22 protein-coding genes and 1 tRNA gene are annotated in these 21,877 nt (G+C 39.8%); 11 read left to right on the top strand and 12 right to left on the bottom strand.

Going from position 1 to position 21,877, the window contains the following annotated elements:
- Positions 1–38 precede the first annotated feature (38 nt).
- Genes EHQ43_RS16565 through EHQ43_RS16535 form a run of 7 tightly spaced genes read right to left on the bottom strand, consistent with a single transcriptional unit; the run spans position 39 to position 7,858 of the window.
- Complete coding sequence (locus EHQ43_RS16565; protein WP_135771762.1) at positions 39–995, bottom strand: RluA family pseudouridine synthase; 957 nt, start codon at positions 993–995, stop codon at positions 39–41.
- Positions 996–2,255: a PilZ domain-containing protein gene (locus tag EHQ43_RS16560; protein ID WP_135754882.1), complete on the bottom strand. Its 1,260-nt coding sequence runs from the start codon at positions 2,253–2,255 to the stop codon at positions 996–998.
- Between the two features lie 2 nt (positions 2,256–2,257).
- The gene (locus tag EHQ43_RS16555; RefSeq protein ID WP_135771761.1) at positions 2,258–4,510 is read right to left on the bottom strand and encodes an alpha-hydroxy-acid oxidizing protein; all 2,253 of its coding nucleotides are present in this window, start codon (positions 4,508–4,510) and stop codon (positions 2,258–2,260) included.
- On the bottom strand, positions 4,507–5,649 hold the full coding sequence (gene mnmA / locus EHQ43_RS16550; protein WP_135771877.1) for a tRNA 2-thiouridine(34) synthase MnmA: 1,143 nt from the start codon (positions 5,647–5,649) through the stop codon (positions 4,507–4,509). Before mnmA ends, EHQ43_RS16555 begins: the two co-directional genes overlap by 4 nt.
- 1 nt (position 5,650) lies before the next feature.
- Positions 5,651–6,583, bottom strand: coding sequence for a hypothetical protein (locus tag EHQ43_RS16545; RefSeq protein WP_135771760.1), 933 nt, complete (start codon positions 6,581–6,583; stop codon positions 5,651–5,653).
- Complete coding sequence (locus EHQ43_RS16540; RefSeq protein WP_015678884.1) at positions 6,547–6,774, bottom strand: hypothetical protein; 228 nt, start codon at positions 6,772–6,774, stop codon at positions 6,547–6,549. Before EHQ43_RS16540 ends, EHQ43_RS16545 begins: the two co-directional genes overlap by 37 nt.
- A gap of 22 nt (positions 6,775–6,796) precedes the next feature.
- Positions 6,797–7,858 carry a sensor domain-containing diguanylate cyclase gene (locus tag EHQ43_RS16535; protein ID WP_135741658.1) on the bottom strand — a complete coding sequence of 354 codons (1,062 nt, stop codon included), beginning with the start codon at positions 7,856–7,858 and terminating at the stop codon, positions 6,797–6,799.
- A 167-nt stretch (positions 7,859–8,025) separates the two neighbouring features.
- Here EHQ43_RS16535 and EHQ43_RS16530 point away from each other — a divergent pair.
- Positions 8,026–8,098 (top strand) — tRNA-Met (locus EHQ43_RS16530).
- A gap of 6 nt (positions 8,099–8,104) precedes the next feature.
- Here the strand turns inward: EHQ43_RS16530 and EHQ43_RS16525 are convergent.
- Genes EHQ43_RS16525 through EHQ43_RS16515 form a run of 3 tightly spaced genes read right to left on the bottom strand, consistent with a single transcriptional unit; the run spans position 8,105 to position 10,381 of the window.
- Complete coding sequence (locus tag EHQ43_RS16525) at positions 8,105–8,896, bottom strand: pyrroline-5-carboxylate reductase family protein (protein WP_135754878.1); 792 nt, start codon at positions 8,894–8,896, stop codon at positions 8,105–8,107.
- On the bottom strand, positions 8,877–9,572 hold the full coding sequence (locus EHQ43_RS16520) for a YggS family pyridoxal phosphate-dependent enzyme (protein ID WP_135771759.1): 696 nt from the start codon (positions 9,570–9,572) through the stop codon (positions 8,877–8,879). Before EHQ43_RS16520 ends, EHQ43_RS16525 begins: the two co-directional genes overlap by 20 nt.
- Positions 9,573–9,574: 2 nt before the next feature.
- Positions 9,575–10,381, bottom strand: a complete 807-nt coding sequence (locus tag EHQ43_RS16515) for a hypothetical protein (protein ID WP_135771758.1) — start codon at positions 10,379–10,381, stop codon at positions 9,575–9,577.
- A 69-nt stretch (positions 10,382–10,450) separates the two neighbouring features.
- Here EHQ43_RS16515 and EHQ43_RS16510 point away from each other — a divergent pair, with 69 nt between their 5' ends.
- The 3 genes from EHQ43_RS16510 to nadE are packed head-to-tail and all read left to right on the top strand — an operon-like array spanning position 10,451 to position 14,408.
- Positions 10,451–11,200 carry a flagellar filament outer layer protein FlaA gene (locus EHQ43_RS16510; protein ID WP_135741654.1) on the top strand — a complete coding sequence of 250 codons (750 nt, stop codon included), beginning with the start codon at positions 10,451–10,453 and terminating at the stop codon, positions 11,198–11,200.
- A complete protein-coding gene (locus tag EHQ43_RS16505; RefSeq protein ID WP_135771757.1) occupies positions 11,201–12,478 on the top strand; it encodes a 3-deoxy-D-manno-octulosonic acid transferase in 1,278 nt (425 codons plus the stop codon).
- Positions 12,465–14,408: an NAD(+) synthase gene (gene nadE / locus EHQ43_RS16500; protein ID WP_135771756.1), complete on the top strand. Its 1,944-nt coding sequence runs from the start codon at positions 12,465–12,467 to the stop codon at positions 14,406–14,408. The genes EHQ43_RS16505 and nadE overlap by 14 nt, the downstream gene beginning before the upstream one ends.
- Here nadE and EHQ43_RS16495 read toward each other — a convergent pair.
- Positions 14,405–15,100: an LIC_20245 family lipoprotein gene (locus tag EHQ43_RS16495; protein WP_135771755.1), complete on the bottom strand. Its 696-nt coding sequence runs from the start codon at positions 15,098–15,100 to the stop codon at positions 14,405–14,407. The two genes, nadE and EHQ43_RS16495, sit on opposite strands and share 4 nt — an antisense overlap.
- Positions 15,101–15,142: 42 nt before the next feature.
- Between EHQ43_RS16495 and EHQ43_RS16490 the strand changes: the two genes are divergently transcribed.
- The 7 genes from EHQ43_RS16490 to EHQ43_RS16460 all read left to right on the top strand — a co-directional run bounded on the left by EHQ43_RS16490 (position 15,143) and on the right by EHQ43_RS16460 (position 20,353).
- Positions 15,143–15,883: an LIC11073 family putative lipoprotein gene (locus tag EHQ43_RS16490; protein ID WP_135741650.1), complete on the top strand. Its 741-nt coding sequence runs from the start codon at positions 15,143–15,145 to the stop codon at positions 15,881–15,883.
- The gene (gene rsmI / locus EHQ43_RS16485; protein ID WP_135754874.1) at positions 15,873–16,595 is read left to right on the top strand and encodes a 16S rRNA (cytidine(1402)-2'-O)-methyltransferase; all 723 of its coding nucleotides are present in this window, start codon (positions 15,873–15,875) and stop codon (positions 16,593–16,595) included. Before EHQ43_RS16490 ends, rsmI begins: the two co-directional genes overlap by 11 nt.
- A 20-nt stretch (positions 16,596–16,615) precedes the next feature.
- Positions 16,616–16,942, top strand: coding sequence for a flagellar biosynthesis anti-sigma factor FlgM (locus tag EHQ43_RS16480; protein ID WP_135741648.1), 327 nt, complete (start codon positions 16,616–16,618; stop codon positions 16,940–16,942).
- Positions 16,943–17,025: 83 nt separating this feature from the next.
- The gene (locus EHQ43_RS16475; protein WP_135754873.1) at positions 17,026–18,192 is read left to right on the top strand and encodes an iron-containing alcohol dehydrogenase; all 1,167 of its coding nucleotides are present in this window, start codon (positions 17,026–17,028) and stop codon (positions 18,190–18,192) included.
- Between the two features lie 7 nt (positions 18,193–18,199).
- Positions 18,200–18,445, top strand: a complete 246-nt coding sequence (locus EHQ43_RS16470; protein WP_135741646.1) for a hypothetical protein — start codon at positions 18,200–18,202, stop codon at positions 18,443–18,445.
- Entirely contained in the window at positions 18,442–19,620 is a 1,179-nt protein-coding gene (locus EHQ43_RS16465) for a flagellar motor switch protein FliG (RefSeq protein WP_135771754.1), read from the top strand. The genes EHQ43_RS16470 and EHQ43_RS16465 overlap by 4 nt, the downstream gene beginning before the upstream one ends.
- 61 nt (positions 19,621–19,681) lie before the next feature.
- Entirely contained in the window at positions 19,682–20,353 is a 672-nt protein-coding gene (locus EHQ43_RS16460) for a hypothetical protein (protein ID WP_135771753.1), read from the top strand.
- Between the two features lie 26 nt (positions 20,354–20,379).
- Here EHQ43_RS16460 and glpK read toward each other — a convergent pair whose 3' ends face one another.
- Complete coding sequence (gene glpK / locus EHQ43_RS16455; protein WP_135741643.1) at positions 20,380–21,876, bottom strand: glycerol kinase GlpK; 1,497 nt, start codon at positions 21,874–21,876, stop codon at positions 20,380–20,382.
- Position 21,877: the final 1 nt, after the last annotated feature.

The raw sequence follows: 21,877 nt of genomic DNA, 5'->3' as shown, positions 1-21,877 counted from the left end.
GAGGAAAGGTGATTCTTACATTGGATTTTTATTAAAAGCTATGGGACATAGTTTTTCCAATTGGGGAAGTAAAGTTCCATTTCTTTAAACGTATTAGAATGAACGTGTACCATTTGATTCACCCTTTCGTCCACAAAACGAATGCTATATGCATGTAATAATTGCCTATCAAAACCTAGTTCTTCCTTCAAAGAATCAGTCATACCCATATTGACGAAATCCAAAAAGATAGATTCCCGTGAACCATACATTTTATCTCCAAGAATCGGAAACCCTAAATACAATAAACTAGCACGGATTTGGTGAATTCTACCTGTAATTGGCCTCACAAGCACTAAACTTATATTTTTGTCATGATTAAATAGGATTGGGTAAAACTGTGTATGACAAGTTTTGGATTCAAAAAACTCATCGGCGGAATAAACCATTTTTTTCCGAATCGCAGAATGTATATCTTTTCCGATATAACCATTTAACGTTCGTTCTTCTCTAAAATCCCCCGATACAATTGCAAAATATTCTTTGTATACTTCCCTAGTCTCAAATTTTTTCTGAAGCCATTTTCGACTTTCTTCAGACTTAGCAAAAACAACAATGCCGGAAGTTTCTCGGTCTAACCTGTGGACTGGAATGATTTTCGGATACTTTGTTTCCAAAAAACTAAGGAGAGTTTTGGTTCTATATCTTCCGGCAGGGTGCATTGGAAGATTCCCTGGTTTATCCACAAATAACAACTCATCTGTTTCTAATAAAATCGTATAATTCCCGTCAACCTCTGGTTCTTTAATTCTTCCAGGAATTGGATTGTATTCGACTATTTCTCCATTATGTAATTTTACATCAGAAGCGACAAGTTTCCCAGAAACCGTGATTCGTCCTTCTGTTATCAGAAAGTTCCATTCTTCAAAACTATGGTAGGGAAATTTTTGCGAAAGATAATCAATCACCGTTTTACCCACATAAGGGGGACGAATGACCGATTGATAACTTGTCATTTATTTAGGTTCTTCTGTGGTATCTGTAAACTCATCATTCAATTGATTGGCGAATGGATCTTCTATACTATTTTCATCCATTGCTGCTTCAGATAACCCTTCATCAAAATCATTTGGTGTGGATTCAATTCCTTCGTGTCCATCGTTTGTTTCACTTTCTGATGTGGATTCATTTTCCGATGTCGGTACTTCCGTTTTTGACTCTTCTTCTTTTCCAACATTCAAAAAATCTTCTAATGTTTGAGTGTCTTTTTCAGTTAGGTTATAGAACTGACACCCCACACGAAAGTTTGTTTCTTGGTTTCGAATATTTTTGATAATACCTCGAATGGTGACTTTTTTTCCTGCTTCAAGATTTAAGTCAAAAAGGATAGTGCCATTAAGTGTCACAGAGCGAGAAAAAGACCTTGAGGGAGCATGGATAAAACTGATACCACCCATACTTAAATCCATCACTTGGCAAACATCTCTTGATTCTTGGAACACACCTGTATTGATGATGTCTCGACTCACGGCACCCGCAAAGGTTTGAATTTGTTTATAAACTTCGAAATCAAGTGGTTTTTCAGATAACACCTGAACGTATCCCAAATGAACATACCCTTTGTATTTAATGGGAACACAAATCTCTGATATAAAGTTGTCCGGTATTTTAGAATTTTCGAAAATACGAAGGTACTCATCAAAGGGAAAAAACTCAGGTGATGCGGTTGATTTTTCTTTTCTGTCTACAATAAATATATCTTTGTCGTAATGGTGCATCAAACGAAGTCGGTTATCCATTCGTCCAGCAAAAAAGATAGAAGATAAAGGAAAGGCTTTAGCGAGTTTTGTACGATACGCAAGTAAAATCGTATCTACTTTTTTATCATCAAAACCAATTGCTTTTGAAACATCATTCACGTTGATGATGTTGTTAACAATCATTCCTGTTTGGATTTGGCTAACTTCTACCCTTGCACCTTGTCTCGAAGCCGCTGTGATTTGAATTTTGACAGGTGTTAAAATTTCGATTCCGTTTCCATCTCCACCAGCCAAGTTAAAGTGTGCTAAAAATTTGCTTCCATTATGGACAACGGTAAGGATTCGATCTCTTGTTGGAAACTTTAAACTTGTATTAATGATAAGAGCTTTGTTTTTAAGAGCGATGATTTTGACAGGAAATTCTTTTTCTGAGTTTACGATGTATGCAGGTAATTTTCCAAACAAAGCGGTAATTACCTTCAAAATACCTTCAGGGTCTTTGATTTCTTTATCCATACTCAACCGTGTTGTTTATGAAGCAACATCGATCGCTTGATGTCTACTAAAGTTTTGGCTCCAGTCACACTCATTGACTGTTTTAGTTCTTCCGAATATTTTTGTAAAAGAAATCGAATCCCAGCATCTTCTCCACCCACAAGAGAAATTGCCACAGGACGACCCACAAGTACAGCATCTGCACCAAGTGCTATCATTTTAAATACATCCATTCCAGATCGAATCCCCCCATCAACAAGGAGTGGGATTTTCCCTTTTACGACTTCTGCTATTTTAGGCAATACTCTTGCGGTTCCAGGCATTCCATCAAGCACCCTTCCCCCATGATTGGACACAACAATTGCGGAGAAACCTCCCTCCACAGCTAATTTTGCATCTTCCGGGTTCATGATCCCTTTTAGAATGAATGGGAGTTTCGTTTTTTCTTTTAGTTTGATCAGGGCATCAAGTGGTCTTGTGACACTTGAAAGATTTTTTTGCACCATCGTCTTGAAATTAACCGCATCAATGTCCATTCCAATAGCGAACACTCCGTCCGCCTCGGCTTGTTTGAATCTTTCCAGTAAAAGTGATTCATCTTCTCTTGGTTTACAAATCAGAATCCCTTTTCCAGAAACTTTTTTCAAAGCTTCTAACATGATTTTGTATTTTTCTGGAGAGGCACCATCTCCAAGCCATGCAAGACTTCCATTTTGAGAAAAGGAACGAACTACATTATGTGCATAATCTGCATCAGTCATAACAAAGTTCATATTCGTTCCAACCCCTGTCATCGGAGCTGCCATAATCGGAGTTTTTAAATCATAACCTAAAAATTTGGTTTGGATATTTGGTGATACATGTTCTCTGATATACCCTGGTAAGATTTTATATTCCGAGAGAGATTCGTGGTTGTCTTGAAAGGTTTCCATAAGACCCACACCACCCATTCCAGGAATCCCTGAAGCACAATTGTTCCCATCACATACCTTACAAACCCAACAAATATCTTTTCCAAATCGAATCCGAGCTTGGTCTGCAATTTCTTTTTCTGTGATCGAAAATTGTTCATCTACCTCAAATCGTATGGTTTGTTTGACTTTTTCAAAAACTTGTTCTGCTTCTTTTAATGTATCGGAAACGATGATGACATGACCCGACTTATCAATGTTATTTGTAGGTTCCTTAATGATATCACCAGGTTTGGACTGCAAAAAAACTTCTGAAACACCTTCAATTTTTTTGATTTCCTCTACACCACTAATCGAAATGAGTTTTCCTGGTTTTGACAATAACGACCGTTCAATGGAAACACGATTGACTACAGGTTCTAAATTGTCTGGTGTTTCCCCAAGAGAGATAAGAAGTGCAGCCCGGTTTAAGTTCACACCAGTTGACAATGGATAGGTGAAGGCAGACATAAAACCACCGGACAACCTGGCCGCAATTTCACCAATTTTCACACCATCTTTTGTGACCTTAATGTCCCCTTTTCCTGCACCCAAATGGATGCCTAGGGCTCTCATTCCACCTGCCATCACACGTTCCACTTCATCCAAAACATCTTTTGGTAAGGCAGAAGGCATATTATGACCCACCTCAATGAAGTAAGGTTCTCTTTCAATGATTCGATCCGCAATCCCTGTCATTCGGATTTGTCCTTGGAAGGCAAGGGCATCCACTGATAGTTCTGGTCCTTCCATATACTCTTCCAAAATCAATTCGCCTGTGGGACAGAATCGTTTGGCATGGCGAAAGGCAACTTGTAAATCATCACGGTTTGTGACTTTGATCACACCCCGAGCTCCCATATTGTCTGCAGGTTTCATCACAAGGGGAAATGTAAGTTCATCCAAAGCGTCCTTTGCATCTTGCATGGACCAAACAGGTGCAAAACGAGGGATGGGAAGTCCAAATTCTTTAAGACGTTTTCGCATCTTCACTTTATTGGAAGCAGCTTCGGCGTCCACAAACCGAATCCCTGGAAGCTGTAAGGCGGAAGCAACGGCCGCCACGGTCATACTGGCATCCGTTCCTGCAGTGATCACTCCATGGATGGTTGTTTTTTGTGAAAACTTTTTTGCCTCACGAACCATTCCCTCCACATCCTTTGTGGACATGAGGATGGTTTCATCGGCAATTTGGAATCCAATCGAAGTGGGATTCATGTCGGCAACAACTGTATGCAGACGCATCGTTTTTGCTGTTTGGATGATGGGAACTTGTAACAATCCACCACCGATGATGAGGATTGTTTTTCCTTCAACTGATTTCAAATGGGAACACTCTCCCTTGAAACTTCCACGTTTGGTTTAACTTTACGAGTGATGGATCCTTTTTGAATGATTCCACCAGCTAACAAATAATCTCCGTTTGCCGGGTAAAAAGTTGCGGATTGGCCAGGTGTCACACTTTTTACGTCTTCTAAAAATGTAACCTTCCAATTGTCTCCAAGAGAGGTCACCTGACAAAGAACAGGTGCACTTCGGTAACGGATTTGGACTTTCATCACCATGGATTGGTTCAGACTGAGGGGCGCCAAACCTTGGTAAGTAATTTCTTCCAATACAAAAGACTCAGAAACAGTTTCTTCTTCTTCCCCAAGAATGACCGTTCCATCATCCTCAATGGAGAGGACATACAATGGATTTTTCCAAGCAATGCCGAGACCCTTCCTTTGTCCGATCGTAAATCCTTCTTTTCCTTGGTGTTTGCCGATGATTTGACCGGAAGCCAATTTAAAAAAACCAGGTGTGAATTCCATACCTTTCTTTTTGAGAAACGATCTATAATCATTTTCTGGGATAAAACATATCTCTTGCGATTCCGGTTTTTCAGCAACGGGTAAACCCATTCGTTTCGCAATCTCTCTTACTTGGGATTTGTCCATCTCACCCAAAGGAAAAACTGTATTTTTGATATTGTCTTGGCTTAGTCCGTACAAATAGTACGCTTGATTTTTTTTCATGTCGACGGCATTACGAATTGCATAGCGACCATCCACTTCGATGACACGTGCATAATGACCTGTGGCAATTTTATCAATTCCTAATTTTTTAGCCTGCTCAAAAAGAGCACCAAACTTTACAAAGGTGTTACATTCCACACAAGGGTTTGGGGTCCTTCCATCTTTATAATCGCTGATAAAACGATCGATCACTCGTTCCCCAAATACCTTTTCCATTTTGATCACATAAAAAGGAATGTTAAGTGAGAGGCCTACATCACGGGCATCTCGGATATCTTCAGGTGAACAACAGGATTTTTTAGTGGTATCACAAGCAGGAGCTTCGTATTCCCAAGTTCTAAGGTTTACACCAATGACATCGTATCCTGCTTCCATGAGGAGGCCTGCCGCAACTGCGCTGTCCACTCCACCACTCATCGCCACTATGATTTTTTCTTTATCTTTCACCTTAGTTCTCTTGGTGGATGATGCCAATTCGTTTCCTGGAAAAATCCCAATACAAGGGACGTGTCCGTAAAACACCAAGTCCGATCACCCAAACCTCTTCCTTATCCTTGTCCCCCGACAAATGGAAATTCTCAAGTGAAATTCCTGTGAGAAACTCAACGTTCGGATATTCTTCACGAAACCCAGATTTGCTCATGAGTATCAGAGTTTCCTTCGCTAGCCAATGGTCTAGGGTTAAGATGGTTCCACCTGGACGGAACACTCTCTTTTCACCCAAGTAATCTTCTCCTCCCCCTTTGGGCAAAATTGATAACGAAGCCCCCGTATCCAAATGAGCATATGATGGAAAGGATTTTGGGTATTCAAATTGAACATAGGAATGTTCACCCTTTTGTTTTGTGGTGAGGAATTTCAATTGGGTGCCAAGATAGGCATCCGGGTGGTCACAGAATGGAGATTCACTCGGAAACCAATACAAAAGATCCTGATCCCAAAACACACAGGTTCCGCGAAAGGCATCAAGACCAAGGAGACCTTGAATGCCATCGGGTAAAATCCCTTCTCCGCTTCGGAGTCTGAGTTTTTTTTCACCAATTTGAAAATCTTTTGCCTCCAAAGAATCTGACCCTTCATAAAAACTAATGTCAGAACCTGTATCCCACAAAAACGAAACCTTCTCCCCTGTTGTCGTTTGGAAACCAAGTAATAATAAAGAGATACCAGTATCTAACACTTGTACTTTGGTGTGAGGAGGGAGTGTTCGTGGAAACAAGAAGTTTTTAGAAGACTGGTTTCGATGCGATGGAGATGGTTTAAGGAATTGAGACGTTTGATCGTTTAGAGAAATGTTTCGTGTTGGGTGTGGCAAACACATCCCAACACTGAGGCAGAGGAAAACTAAACCAATTTTTTGATGCAACGAGAATGTGGGCATCTGGAATAATCTACCGTACAATCTCTATATTCAATCCCTGTGTTGGCATCTTTTGATTTGTATTCAATGAAACACGAGTAAGGTTGGAAATTGAAAGAAGAAAGTCCAAGGGCTCGGTTACGAATTGATTCATACACATCTGAGGGAACAGAAGGTGAAAGGTCTTTGAGTAGGTATGCAGGTTCTGCCATACTCTACCCATCGGCAAATTTCCTAATCTTTATAACAAATTGTGCGGTTTCTGCCGGAATGTTTGGCTTGGTATAGTGCCTTATCCGCACGTTCGATAAGATCTTTGTTATTTCTATCGGTGGATCGAAAGCTCGAAACTCCTACCGAGAGTGTGACTTTTAGATCCGAGTCGTCATTGGGATTTTTGACCACCATGGCTTCCACAGCCTTTCGGATCTCTTCCCCTTTGGCAATGGCTTCCTCTTCTGTGGCTCCTGGCATCACGAGGCAAAACTCTTCCCCACCATACCGCGCAGGGATGTGGTGGCGTTGTGCTTTTTGGATGAGTTGTTTTGCTACTTCAATCAGGACAACGTCCCCTGCTTGGTGACCATAGGTATCATTGAAGGTTTTGAATTTGTCCACGTCTGTAAAAAGAAGGGACAACTTAGTACCTTTTTTACGGCAACGTTCCATCTCTTCTTTGAGTTTCGTTTGGAAGTAGTGGTGGATTTTTAAACCCGTCATCATATCCACAGTGGCAAGCTCATATAAACGTGCGTTGTCCACGGCAATCCCTGCCAGATTTGCGAGAGTGGTCATAAATTCTTTTTCATCTTCCAAAAATTCTTCAGAAGTCATTTTGTCACCAAGGACAAGTAACCCATTCACCTTCCCTTTGGCGTTGAGGGGAACGAGGATCTCTGCTCCCATTTTTCGAAGGTACACAATATCAGGGATTTTGTTTAAAACTTCCATTTGGAGGATTTGGTCCATCGTAATGGCTTTTGGTTTTTCCTCAAAATAATGGATCAGTGGGCTATCAATTTTGATTTCGTAGTTTTGTTCTTCTGTGCTTAACTCAAATCCTTTGATGGACTGTGGTTCTAATTTAAAAAGACCCAAATCAATTTCTGGTTCAAGGTACATGGCAGCGTGAAGCGTTTGTAACTGCGCCAAACAAATGTTAAGAATTGCATCAATTAAATACTTATAGTCTAACGTGGAATTTAATGCACGGGAGATTTCCAGTAGTTGTTTTTGGTCGTAGATTTTTTTTTCGTAATGCTCAAAAACGATATCAGTGTTTTCTTTAAAAGACAAAACGCACCGCCAGAATTCTATATAAGATAGGAATCATTCGCTCTATTTGACACCTGTAAAGTAAGATTTTGGCGGAAACCGATAAATTTACGGAAGGTTTTCCATTTGAAAGTTTCTTCTTTCATTGTGTTGACAATAAACGAATCTTAAAAAGAATGGTCGTATACCGCGCGGTGGAGCAGCTGGTAGCTCGTTGGGCTCATAACCCAAAGGCCACAGGTTCGAATCCTGTCCGCGCAACCGTTATTATCCCTTCCCTAATTCTTTACTTCTCTCGGTTGCCTTACGAATGGCATCCCGCACTGCGGTGGAAAACCCACCTCGCTCCAGAGCATCCAGTCCATGAATGGTAGTCCCTCCAGGGGAAGTCACCCAGTTTCGTACTTCCATCGGATGCAGGGTATGGTCTTTCATTCGTAGTTCCCGGAAATAAACAAGTGTCCCTTCAATTGTTTCCATCGCAAGCCCTAAGGCTTCCTCATAACTAAGACCTTCTTGTAACGCACCCTCCGCCATCGCTTGGAGAAATGTTAGGACATAGGCAGGCCCCGAACCGGAAAGACCCGTGACAACATCCATCAGCGACTCTTTGGATATACGAACACAATCTCCCATCCCATAAAACAGTCGTTCTACATGTGATACAGCCTCATCGGAACAGTAATAGCCCATGGCACCACGATTGGAAACGAGGGGAAGGTTTGGCATCACTCTCACACAAGTAGAGCCCTTGGGAGAAAAAGAAACCAGTTGTTCATAAGAAATCCCAGCAGCAATGGAAACTATCACTGATGGTTTTTTTAATTCGGAAAGCACTGGTCCCACTAAATTTGGTTTCACGGCAATGACAAAAAGGCCAACCTCTTCTTCCAATCGTTCCAAAGTAGAAACAAGTGTAACTCCTTCTACAGGAGAAATTTTTAAGTTTGGATCAAAGGCAAAAACCTTCGTCCCTTGGTTTACGAGTGCCTTTGCCACAGCACCCCCCATTTTACCAAGACCAACCATCCCAACTGTTTTAAACGGAGTGTGTGCCATAATCTCTTTCTCCAAAAATTTTTGATCCGATCCTTACAAAGTTGGATCCTAGTTCGACTGCCATTGTATAATCACCACTCATCCCCATCGATAATTGCAACGTAGGAAAATGTTCCTTACGAAAATTAGATAACTTCGTAAAAGCAAGTTTCGTTTCCAACAAATCTCCAGAAGAAGGTCCCATACCCATGAAACCTTCCCAAATACAAAATTCATTTTGGTATTTGGACAATGTGTTTTTGTTTTCCAAGAGTGTTTCCAAACTGAATCCATGTTTGGTATTTTCTCCTGTCAGATTAGTTTGTAAAAAATACCGTATTAATTTTTTTTCTTTTTCGGCACGTTTTGCCAATTCACCAAGACTTGAAAACGATCCCACTCCATGAGTATAGGAAAATACACCAAATAACTTACGTAAGGTCCCAGATTGCACAGGTCCGATATGATGTACATTCACGTTGCCATTGGCTTCTGGGAATTCTTCTCTTAACCTTGTAAACTTTTCGATCGCTTCCGGGATATAGTTTTCACCAAACTCACGAATGCCTTGTATGTAAGCTTCCCTAACCACTTCATAAGGTTTCGTTTTGGAAACGGCAATGAGCGTTGTGTTTTCCTTGGAAAGGGATTTCAGTTCGTTTTCAATAGCCTTGTAAATTGAGATGTAATCAGACACGATTACTTTGCTAACGATTTTTCTAAACTTTCAATACGACGTTCGATTTCGATAAACCGCTTTTCGTTCCGTTCATTTTGTGAGGTAAGCTTCTGTTCCACTTCTTTCATTCGAACTTCTAAATTAGAATTGGCACCATTTTGTTTCGGTGAAGTTTTTTTACTGATCTTTGTTTCCTTCACGTTTGAATACTGAGATTTTGAATACGAAGTGTTCGTATTTTTATTACGTTTTTGTTTGGTATTCACATAAGAGGATTCTTTTTGAACTTTTGACTTTTTGGATTTGGTTTGTGGTTTCGATTCCACAATGGATTCCACTTTCTCTTTTGGAACAGATTCAGTTTTTTCCTCAGTCTGTTTTTTCACATTCTCTTTGATCGCAGGTTTGATTTGCGAAGATTCTTTTTCTTTTGGTGAAAATTGTTCTTCCACTTGGTCCAGTTTTTCTTGGAGACGTGAACTACTCTCTTTTCCTTCTTTTGTTTTGGCACCAGAAGCAACAGACACAGAACGTGGTCGTCCCGAATCAGGTTCCATGTCTTCAAGGCTTGGCAATTCAGGTAACTTTGTGCGGTCTTCCATCGATTCCCGATTGTCTCGGTCGTTCAAATTGTCAGATAGTGGAGGGATTGTTTCCGGGGATTTTGCAATTTCACGGTCAACCATCTCAACTTCTTTGTTTTTTCCGATGGTTTGGAGCTTTTGGTAAATTTCGTTTCTATAGATAAATGCAAAAATGAACGATGAAAGAAGTAGGACCACTAGAATGGCAGTTGTGAGTATTTTCAAATTGTCGCGGCGGCCCATGACGTGCGGATTCCTTTCCTTTGATAAGGATAGAGTACACGTTTTTGGACTTTCGCAAAGTGAGAAATCATGTTTAACATAAAAAAAATCACATTCTGTTTAGGTTTCTACCTGAGTTTTTCCAGTCTTTTGTCTCTTCCGAGGCCTCATAACCCGGATGAATTGGGTAGTGTTCAAATTTTAAAATCAGCTCTCTCGATCGACACCCACTACCTTCTGTATTTAGTCGATGATTTTGAAGGGGAAAGGCCTTGGGATTTTTACCGAGTGGATTCCTTTTTGACCCACACTCAATTTGCAGCATCCATTCCCAAATCAGAAGCATTTTTAGAAGAATCAAAATTGCTCAAAGAATCTGGTTATCCCAACCTTGAAAACCAAACGAGTTTTCTAGTCCAAAGTTATGTGGAAAATCCAAGGCTTGACCATTGGGAGATCCGTCCGAAAGAACCAATTCTCCTCCCACTGGGAATGCCCATCCAAGGGATCTTGTGGGTGTATTCAGAAGGCCACCATATCAATTTGAGTATGGGACTTTCACAAAAAAAATCGAAGGACCTATATTTTGATTTGGGAACCTTAAATTTTGTAGGATGGCGCAGATTAGAATTTAAAATCAATTTACCGAGAGAAAATACAAGGCTTATCCAATCCATGTCATTTCCAATTTCATTTGCATCTTTTCGATTGAAAAGTCTAACTTCGCAAAAAAAAGGTGAGTTTCATTTGTACTTTGATAATTTGTGTTTTGTGATTGATAAACGTACTTTCAGTTACCCTGGATCAGAAGTGAATGATACTTGGGGTAACAAACGCTAAATGGTGTATTTTTTCTATAACACACTGATCCTTAAGATTTGGGTTTTACTCAAATTTCTATCTCTATTTTCTAAAAAAATAAGAACTGAAATCCAAAAACGAAATCTCTCGTTTCAAAATTTATTCTTACATTCACCAAATGGCAAAACGGTCATTTGGTTCCATTCCGCCAGTGTAGGTGAACTCGACCAAGCAAAGGCGTTAGCAGAAACTGTCCGAAGGCATAGACCAAATTTATTCATCATCCAATCTGTATTCTCATCTTCCGTAAAAGAAGGAGCCTTTTCTGACCCACTAGCGGATGTTTATTTTTTCCTTCCGTTTGACCTACCCTTTGCCTATGATAAAATCTTTCGATTTTTTAAACCTAAATATTTATTCATTATGGCTTGGGATACTTGGCCTAATCTTTTGAAGAATGCATCCCGGTTTAAAACAAAATCGTATCTTTGTTGTGCAAGTTTATCATCTCAGTCTTCTCGAAAAAATCCATTGGTACGAATTCTCACCAAATCCTCCTTCCGGTACCTTTCAGGAATTTACCCGAGTCATTCTCTTATGGCAAAAGAATTTGTTGGGCTTGTGTCGGAAGGAACAGAATTTGAAGTCTTGGGAGACACTCGATTTGAATCGGTATGGAATAAATTGGAAACAAAATCTCCCCATCCGTTGTTTTCAGAGTTTGTAACAAAACAAAATGAATTTTTAAAGACTCACAAACCAGTGATCCTTGGATCTACATATCCAATTTGCGAATCCTATTTTTTAAAGTATCTAGAATCCAATCAAGATGATGCTTTTTATTGGATTTTTCCACACAAATGGGAAACAGACAGGATGTTGGATTTAAAAACCAAATTGGAAACATTTGGATCTGTCTCGATCTTTTCTGAATTTAAAAACAAAAACCCACATCCTAAATTTTTACTCTTTGATGTTTTAGGGATCCTCGCCTTTGCTTACAAGTTTGGCAGTATTGCATATGTTGGTGGAGCTTTCCACAACCGAATCCACAATACGATCGAACCTGCAGCCCTAGGTCTACCCATCATCACAGGGCCGAGGATCCAAAATGCTCCAGAAGCAATCGTCATGCAAGAGTTAGGTGGTCTTATAAAGACTGAAACGGTGGCTAATTTTGTGACCAATTTCCAAAAACTTGTGCAGAACAAAGAGTTAAGAGAAAAGATGGGATCTACCAATCGAAACTTTGTTGTAGAAAACAGAGGTGCGTCGGAAAAGATTTATAACAGAGTTTTTCCGTATGATAAAATATAAAATTGCCGCTGTTTCGCTTAATACCACTCCTCTTGATTTCCAAGGCAATTTTGAAAACATTCGATCGGCAATCCAATCACCGGATTCCAGAGATGCCAACATCATCTTATTCCCTGAACTTTGTATTTCAGGTTATGGATGTGAGGATGCTTTTTATAGGCCAAGTCTCTGGGAAAAAGCAGCAGAAAACTTAGACAAAATCAAAATCATTTCTCCAAATCAGGTAGTTGTTGTAGGACTTCCAGTCTTCGTCGAATCCTACCTTTACAATTGTATGGCGGTTCTTTCTCACGGAAAAGTCCAAGCAATTGTTCCCAAACTGAATTTGGCAAATACAGGTGTACATTATGAAAGAAGGTGGTTCCACTCACCACAATCGTTTCAAAATAAAACCATCTCTCTTAACAAACAGAAAGTTCCCTTTGGAAATTTTATCTTTCTCGACCAAAGTATCCGTTTTGCAATTGAGATTTGTGAAGACAGTTGGTCGGCACTGAAACCATCTCAATTTTATAATTTATCAGGTGTAGACGTATTACTTTCACCAGGCGCTTCTCATTTTGCTCTGGGAAAACAAAAGATCCGAAGGCAAATTTTTGCAGAAACCAGTCGTAACCAAAACAATTTACAAGTGTTTACAAACTTATGTGGGAACGAATCGGGAAGGATTATCTTTGAGGGAGGGGCCTTTTTTGCTTCCTGTGGGAATTTGGTAAGCGAGGGCCAAAGGCTCCATTTCACGCCCTATGCCATCACTACCCACTCCTTTCACCCAAGTGAAATCCGTGCGGCAAAGGCACGTAACTTAAGAGAGCCACATCCAAAAACAAATTCCGAGGAAGTCCCTACCATCACACTTGGCGAAGTGATTCCGAGTGAAAAATCTGATCAGACTCGTTTGTTGGTTTTAGACAAACGTGAAGAAACAAATTCAAAATCACTTCCTACTACAATCGATCTAAGTCCTTTTGAAGAATTTACAAAAGCAGTTTGCCTTGGGTTATTTGATTACTTACGAAAATCAAAAACGAAAGGATATACACTTTCTTTATCTGGTGGTGCTGATAGTGCTACTTGTGCTATCCTTGTTTCAACCTTTGTCACCATCGCAAAAGAAGAAAATGGAGAAGGAATCTTATCTAAACTTGGTTGGAATGAAAAAAATCTCCTAGTGACTTTATACCAAAAAACTAAAAACAATTCCCCTATCACGGAAGAAATTGCAAAAACCTTAAGTGAAGAATTGGACTGTGAATTCCATTCCATCTCAATTGATGAAATTGTTTCCTCATCTGTTTCTCTCATTGAATCAGTGAAGGGTATAAATCTCAACTGGAAAGAACACGACCTTGCCTTACAAAACATACAAGCACGGGTCAGGTCACCTCTCATTTGGTTACTAGCAAATTTGAATGGGCACCTTCTTTTATCCACAGGGAATCGTAGTGAAGCGGCCGTAGGGTACACAACCATGGATGGAGATTCTTCGGGTTCCATTGCGCCACTGGCAGGTGTGAGTAAGGAATTTTTATTAGATTGGCTTGATGACATCCAAAAAGGAAACAATCGTTATATCACTCCAAAACATTCTATCCAAATGTTACGGAATACAAAACCCACAGCTGAACTCAAACCCCTCGCAGAACACCAAGAAGACGAAAAGGATCTAATGCCATACCCAATTCTAAATTCAATCGAACATAAGATTGTGTTTTTGGCAATGACCGAAATGGATGTATTGGATGGACTCAGTAAAGAATTCCCTTGGGAATCGAAAGAACAACTGTTTGGTTACATTCAAAAATTTAAAAAATTATTTGGTATCTCCCAATGGAAAAGAGAAAGGCTTCCCCCCTCTTTCCATTTGGACGAATACGGACTCGATCCAAAATCGAGTTACCGCTTCCCCATCCTCTCAAATGAAACTTAAGGAGGGGGTTGTAGTCCCGCTTTTGTAAAAGCGTTTGCTGCTTCTTTTTCAATTTGTTCGTTTTGGAATTGGATGTTCTTTAAAATCTCTTGGAATTTTTTATCCATCTCAGGATCGTCTCCACCTTGGGATTCAATCAGATAGTTTATGATTTCAAGTCGGTCCTTTCCTTGTTTTCGAACGTGGCCATAGTATGTCGTTAAATCGGTTGCATTTGGATTTCCACCAAACACAGAGTTTGTGGCCCTTGTGAGTTTTTGATTGAACTCGGATTGTTTCTTTTTGTCTTCAGCTGTCATCCGTTTTGGGATCAAATCATTGTCAGGGAACTGTTCCCTAAGTTCCTCAAAGGCTTGCATTGCTTCCGGAGGATATGGTTTTCCAGTCTGAGGGTTGATCGGAATTTCGCCTGATTCACCAGAAGCGATATTTGGGTCGTCTTCATAACGCATCCCACCCGCATTGTAATAATCTGAATCAAAGATTGAACCAGAATCTTCACCTCGGACACCCAAACGATTGGTTCCTTTTGGGTTCCCTGTCCCACCACCAAATAGAGCGAGCGCCTGTGAACTTTTTTCTTTTTTACGACGAATTTCATCTTCATCCTCTCCTCCGAGCATGAGCAGGATGAGAAAAAATAGTCCGATGAGTGAAATGGATACAAATAGTAATTTTTTTTGGATTCCCATAGATTGAATTCCTGAAAACTTGGAAGAGAAACGAGAAATAGAATGCGTTTTCCTTCTTTACATCCAATTTACTATATCGGCGTATCTTTTCTCTCTTTTTTTCATTGTGGAGTGAACACAGACACTCCCGTGGCACCTTTTGTATTTCTCGTCCCACCAAGTGTTCCTCAAATCCTTTCTGTGGTGGCAGTGAATAGTAATATCACAAACGATTACCAAACAGATGTACTCAATTATAACCCAGACCCAAGACCAGAATATATCCTTCGTTACTATGTTACCAACAGGGAACCGCAGTTTGTTGGTTACAATTTATATGTGACCACAGCCTTCCCTGGGATCATCCAAACGATCCAAGGGGAATGGTTGGAAGATGGGGTACAACCCAGTTTCCCTCACCTTCCATATGAGGCGTCCACCTCTTCCGCAAGGGTCATCACCAAACGAATTCGGTTTGCTGTCCCTCCACCAGGGACTGAGTTTTTCCAAAAATGCCAAATTTATAATTTTACGATCCGGTCAATGCTCACAGGGGGACTCATTTCGAACCCATCGACAGCGGTGAGCACTTGTGCGATTCCCAATCGAGTCAATGACATCCAGACACTTTGTGCCGTTGGAACGGGATGTAATACCACCACTTGTTCCAATCCTTCCTGCACCACTCCGAGTGCTTGTGCCTTAGGAACTGCTTGTAACCCTTGTACCAAAGGGAATAATGAGTTAGGTTGCACCTGCCCTGCAGGGCAAGTCCCTCCGGGGTGCCAATCCGTTGGCCCATAAACGAGAAACAGGGACTCTCTATGTTGTGGCGACTCCCATCGGCAATATGGGTGACATCACTCTCCGCGCCATTGAGATCTTAAAAGAAGTCGACCTTGTCTTATGTGAATCAACAAAAGAAACCAAATCTCTTTTCCACAAATTAGGGATCGTCACCCAGGTTCTAGCTCTCTACAGAGACCATTCCGAAACCCCTTTTGCAAATGTATTAGAACAATTAAAACAAGGAAAGTCAATGGCTCTTGTTTCCGATGCCGGGACACCGGGTGTTTCAGACCCGGGAAGCCAAATGGTTCGGACAGCAAGGGAAAACGGGATCTCCATTATCCCAGTCCCTGGTGCATCGGCACTGACAGCACTTCTATCAGTGTCAGGATTCCAAGTGAATCCTACGTATTTTTTAGGATTTCTCTCTGAAAAACCGAGTAAAAAACGCCGAGAATTAGAAAGAGCAAAGGAAATCGATGGACTCATTGTTTTTTATGAATCCGTCCACAAACTCCCTAGATTGTATCCGATGCTTGAGGAATTGTACCCCGAAACAGAAGTTCTTGTGGGAAGGGAGTTGACAAAGGCCTTCGAAGAGGTACTTTACTATGCAAATCCTAGGGAATTGGCTGAAAACCCTCCCAATGCCAAGGGTGAATTTGTATTTCTCTTGAATCATCGAAAAAAATCACTTAAGGGAAATTCAGAATCCACCGATATGTGATGTAGGAAGAGGACTAGAATATGAATATCGATAAAGTAGGTCGTGTTGGTGGTTATGGTTATGAACCAAAAAAACCACAAGGACCAAAAGAAACAGAATCACAAGCTCCAGTGGACACAATCTCCATCTCTGATGCTGCTAAAAAAATTGCATCGGAAGCGAGATTACAAGCAGAAGTAAAACAAATTGCGAAACAAATCGTCCAAGCTCCTCCAGAAGAGGATCGCACTGAAAAAATCAAAGCGATTAAGGAACGATTGAAAAACGGAGACTATGACACTCTTTCACCAGAGATGTTAGATAAAATTTCCGATCAAATTGCAACGTCTTTCCTCGGACAACAGTAATAAGGACAGGTGGTGAGGGATCCTTTGTTATTGTCCTCTCCGAGGATTTCTCATTCGCCGTACATTCATAGTTAGGGGATCATATGCCAGTTCTCCCCGAATGGATCAATTTTCAATTTCCTCCCAAAATACATTTCGAAATCGATTGTGGATATAAACTCGGGTCTTTTGTTAAAAACATTGGATCGAGAGTTGTACTCATCACGACTCAAAAAGAGTTAGAGAATTCAGAAGAACTCTCCATCATAAAAACAAGTTTAGAAAAACATGCCGAAGGTGTGATCATTTATGATGACATTGTCGACCGTGTGCATTTTAAAGACTTAGATACATGTGCTCATTTTTTAAGAATTTCCAATGCTGATTGTGTTGTGGCATACGGCTCATTTGAGTCGATGAATGCTGGTAAGGCGGCATCTCTTCTGGCTACCAATGATATGTTTGCTGAAGAACTTTTGATTGGCAGAAAACAACCGAAAAAAAAAGGACTACCGCTTGTTGTGGTTCCAACAAAACCCCTACTCGGCAATGAATGTTCTCCCTTCTTTTCGATTGTAGACGACAAAGACAAAAACAGAAAGTATTTTGCACATGAATGGGCATTCCCAGAACTGGTTGTATCTGATCCCAAAATAGGGGCTGGTATGTCGAGTTCTGAAACAGCCAAAACAGGTATTTCGATTTTATCAGCGGCAGTAGATAGCATACTCTCGAAATATGCAAACGAAATCACTTCTTCAACAGCATTACGTTCCATTGAACTTATCTCCAAAAACATAGTACCTGCCATTCGGGAACCAAGAAATTTAGGACCCAAAAACTCTATTTATGCCGCCAGTTTACTAGCAGGAATTGCACAATCCACAAGTAGCCTTGGATTATGTTATGCATTGTCACTTGCAGTCACAACTGTCACCAACTTAGATATTTTCCAAAGTATGTCGATTCTACTCCCACATGTTATGGAATACAACCTAACTTCATCTGCTGGTAAATATGTAATGATCGCAAGGGCCCTTGACGAAGACGTAACAAACATCTCAGTCATTGAAGCTGCAATCAAAGCAGTGGAAGGGATTCGTAAAATTTATTTAGAACTTCGGATTCCTCAAAGGCTCTCCGAATATGAAGTGAAAAAAATCGATCTTCCTGGAATCGCGACACTGGCGGCAACGTATTCTTTTCTTGATTGTCTTCCAAGAGAACTTCCAAAAAATGAAATCGAAACCATTCTAGTGGCTGCGTTTTAGGAACATTTTGATCCACCTCACTGAATTTGAACAAAAACTCTTAGAGACATTTGCTTTAAGTGACAGAGATGCGAGAAGGTTACAACGCGTGATCCAGGATTTATCGATCGTTGTGGGAATGGAACACGAAGAGATCTTTGATTTTATGCGGTTCGGTGTGGACAATGAATTGGAAATTTTAAAACAAGATTATAATTGGGAACACTTTCGCATTAGAATCCAAAAGAAATTAAAAAAATCTCCACCTGTTTGATTTACACCCAAGGAAATAATTACCACTTTTTTCTCGCAGATATGGATTCCGTCGCTCGTTTTGTAGCGACACCCCTTCCCTTTTACCCAATTCCATTAAAAGAAATTCCCAGTTTACCTTCTGTATCCACAAATCCGATTGTATTCCCACGTTTTTTATATTCGCTTTCGTACAATAGACAAAGTTTTGAACCAGTCCCAATCTCGACTCCTCCATACTTTCAAAGTCCAATCCAAAAGTCAGAATGGTTTCAAAAACCAAAACCAGGATTTTCACTTACCAAACGTATTGTAGGTGGACAAAAACAAAATCCAACAAATTTGTATCGAAGTAAACGTGAAAAGTTTAACCAAACTAAATACTTATCACTTCGTGACATCGTCAATCCAGAGTTTGATGAAAAAAAAGTCCTAGAAACGATTGATTCCCTTTATGTAGACAAAAAAAGTAAATTGTATCTAAACCGGCTGGTGGCAATTTTATTTTCCGGAACAAAAGAAGAAGAATTAAAAATTATCACAAACCTCTTTCGCTTTGAAACAGACTTTGCCCAATTCCTAAACCACCAAATGTTCACTGTGGAACTGATCCCACTCATTCATGGAATCTTCCTTCAGGAAATATTAAGAAACCATGATGAACGATTCTTCCGTTACATATTACCAAGACTATCTCCTCCCGTTTTGGACGTAGTTCGTAAATCTATTTCAAAAAACAAAATGAACCAAATTGAGAAGGCACCGTCACAAAAACCACCTGAAGGGGAAGACCTTATCTCTATCATTGAATCTGAACTTTACAAACGTTTTGCAAGGAACCTCTATTATGAAGAAGGCCAAATTTATACCTTTCGTGAATATGGTGAAGCCGAATCGAAAGAATTAATTCCGTTCGAATCTTCTGAAAAATTTGATTTTTGTATGAACGGAGATTTTTTATCATTTTTTGGTAAAACGAAAACAAAACTTTTTTTCAAGACAAGTGAGTGGATTGATTCCATTCGTTTTGATTTGTTCCTAACTCGTAAAGAATTAGAAACGAATGAATTCCACCGATTGCCAAAAGATTTGATATTAGAAATTCCCTATTATGAAACAGGATTGTTTCTAGTGGGAGCGGGAATTACAAAAGACAAAAAACCATTTGAATTCTCACTGTTATGGTTTGATTACTAATCTTAGATCCATTTTTTTTTATTTCAGTAGACTTAAAAATATTCTTAATAAACTAATCAACATGAATGAGATCGTTAACAAATCTTATACCCTAAAGGGACTTCCTTTTTTTATCGCAAGTTTGTTATTTGCAATATACTATTCACTTCTTTATATCGTTCCACCACCACCTAGTGAAACTTCACATTTACATTTATGGATTATGGAATGGAAGTTTTACCTTCAAATTGCCGATGAGATTTTGATTTTTGCCACAATCTCTTTACTTCCAGCGATTTATACCCTAACTAATGTGAGACTAATTATTGAATCAAAACTTTCCTTATTTGCTTCTGGATTGTTTTATTTATTCATTATTCCTTTGTTTGTTCTAGTTGATTTACTTTTAGGACGACTTGTCTATCCCGTAAATGTTTATCCTCTCACCGCCGATACGATTGTTTTCATTTTAAGTTTCATCACAGGCATTATGCATATGATCTCTATCATGTTAGCCCTAGCAATATTATTGTATGGAGTTTCGTATCGGAAAAATACTTTGGGAAGTTTGATTTTAGTTACAGCAATACTTGGATTTGGATTCCAAATGATAGCCAGTTATCCCTGGTTACTAACACCAGGGATTCTCTTAGTATGCCAATTAAGTTTTCCGATTTGGTTATTTCTGATTGGACTTTACCTTATCAAAGTCGAATACAGAATTCCAAATAAGAACCAAACCGATCTTAACTAATGACAACTCTACAATTTAAATTTTGTTTAGTTTTCCGTTTTCACCCTTGCAATTGCCAGATTCCACTTATCAATTTCTTCCTTTCGCTCTGCTTCTTTCATTTTAGGAGTGAATTGTGTGGTTTTTGTTTCCTCTTTTCGCAAGTGTGCTACTGATTTAAAAAATCCTCTTTCAAGCCCTGCGAGATACGCGGCCCCAAGCACCGTAGTATCAACGTTTTGTGGTCGGATCACTTTGGTACCCAAAATATCAGCTTGGAATTGCATAAGCCATGCGTTAGAAGTGGCACCACCATCCACTCTTAAAAATTTAAGTGGTTTTCCCGTTTCTTTTTCCATGGCATTGGCCAGTTCATAGGACTGCAAGGCAATGGCTTTTAGGGCGGCTCTTGTAATCTGCGCAGGTGTTGTATCACGTGAAAGTCCAAAGATTGCACCACGCGCTTCTTGGTCCCAATGCGGAGCACCTAGGCCAGCGAAGGCTGGGACAAACACCACATCATCTTTTGTTTTGATCGACTTCACTAATTTTTCCGAGTCTTTGGAGTATTTAAAAAATTCTAAATTGTCCCTTAAAAATTGGACAACAGCTCCTCCAATGAATACGGATCCTTCTAAACAATATACTGTTTTACCCTCTGGACCCAAAGCAAGTGTGGTGATGAGCCCTTGGTTTGAGATTCTAAATTCATCTCCCACATTAAAGAGTAAAAAACAACCTGTTCCATACGTGTTCTTTGCTTCGCCAGGTTCAGTACATAACTGACCAAAAAGAGCACCCTGTTGGTCACCCACAAGCGAAGAGATTGGAATCCCATCAGGGATGGACTTTACATTCGAAGTAAATCCAAATAGATTTTTGGAATTATATGCCTTAGGCAACATTGACATTGGCACTTTTAAAATTTTACAAAGTTCTTCATCCCATTCTTTTGTTTGGATGTTGAAGAGTAATGTACGAGATGCGTTGGTATGGTCTGTTTTATGTTCTTTATGTCCTGTTAGTTTGTATAATAACCAAGTATCGATAGTTCCAAATAACAAATCGCCTTTTTCAGCACGTTCCCTTGCACCTTTCACATTGTCTAAAATCCATTGGATTTTGGTTCCAGAGAAATAAGCATCTAACACAAGTCCTGTTTTGTTTCGAAAGTTAGAATCTAAACTCTGTTTTTTTAGATCCTTACAAATATCCGATGTTCGTCGGCACTGCCAAACAATCGCATTATACACTGGTTTTCCAGTTTTTTTATCCCATACAACAGATGTTTCTCTTTGGTTTGTAATCCCTATGGCAACGGCATCTTTTGGATTGAGATTTCCATTTTTAATGGCAGCTGAAATGAGTTTTTGTGTTTTTTGCCAGATTTCTTCTGGGTCATGTTCCACCCAACCTGGTTTGGGATAGTATTGTTTGAACTCTTGGTAAGCTGACGAAATCACTTTCCCTTTGTCGTTAAAACAAAATGTTCGAATTCCAGTAGTACCTGCATCAATCCCAATGATGTAATTTTTTTTTGCCATT

The organism is Leptospira bouyouniensis, from assembly GCF_004769525.1.
GTDB lineage: Bacteria > Spirochaetota > Leptospiria > Leptospirales > Leptospiraceae > Leptospira_A > Leptospira_A bouyouniensis.
The sequence above is the reverse complement of the archived record's forward strand: the minus strand, read 5'-3'. Positions and strand labels throughout refer to the sequence as shown.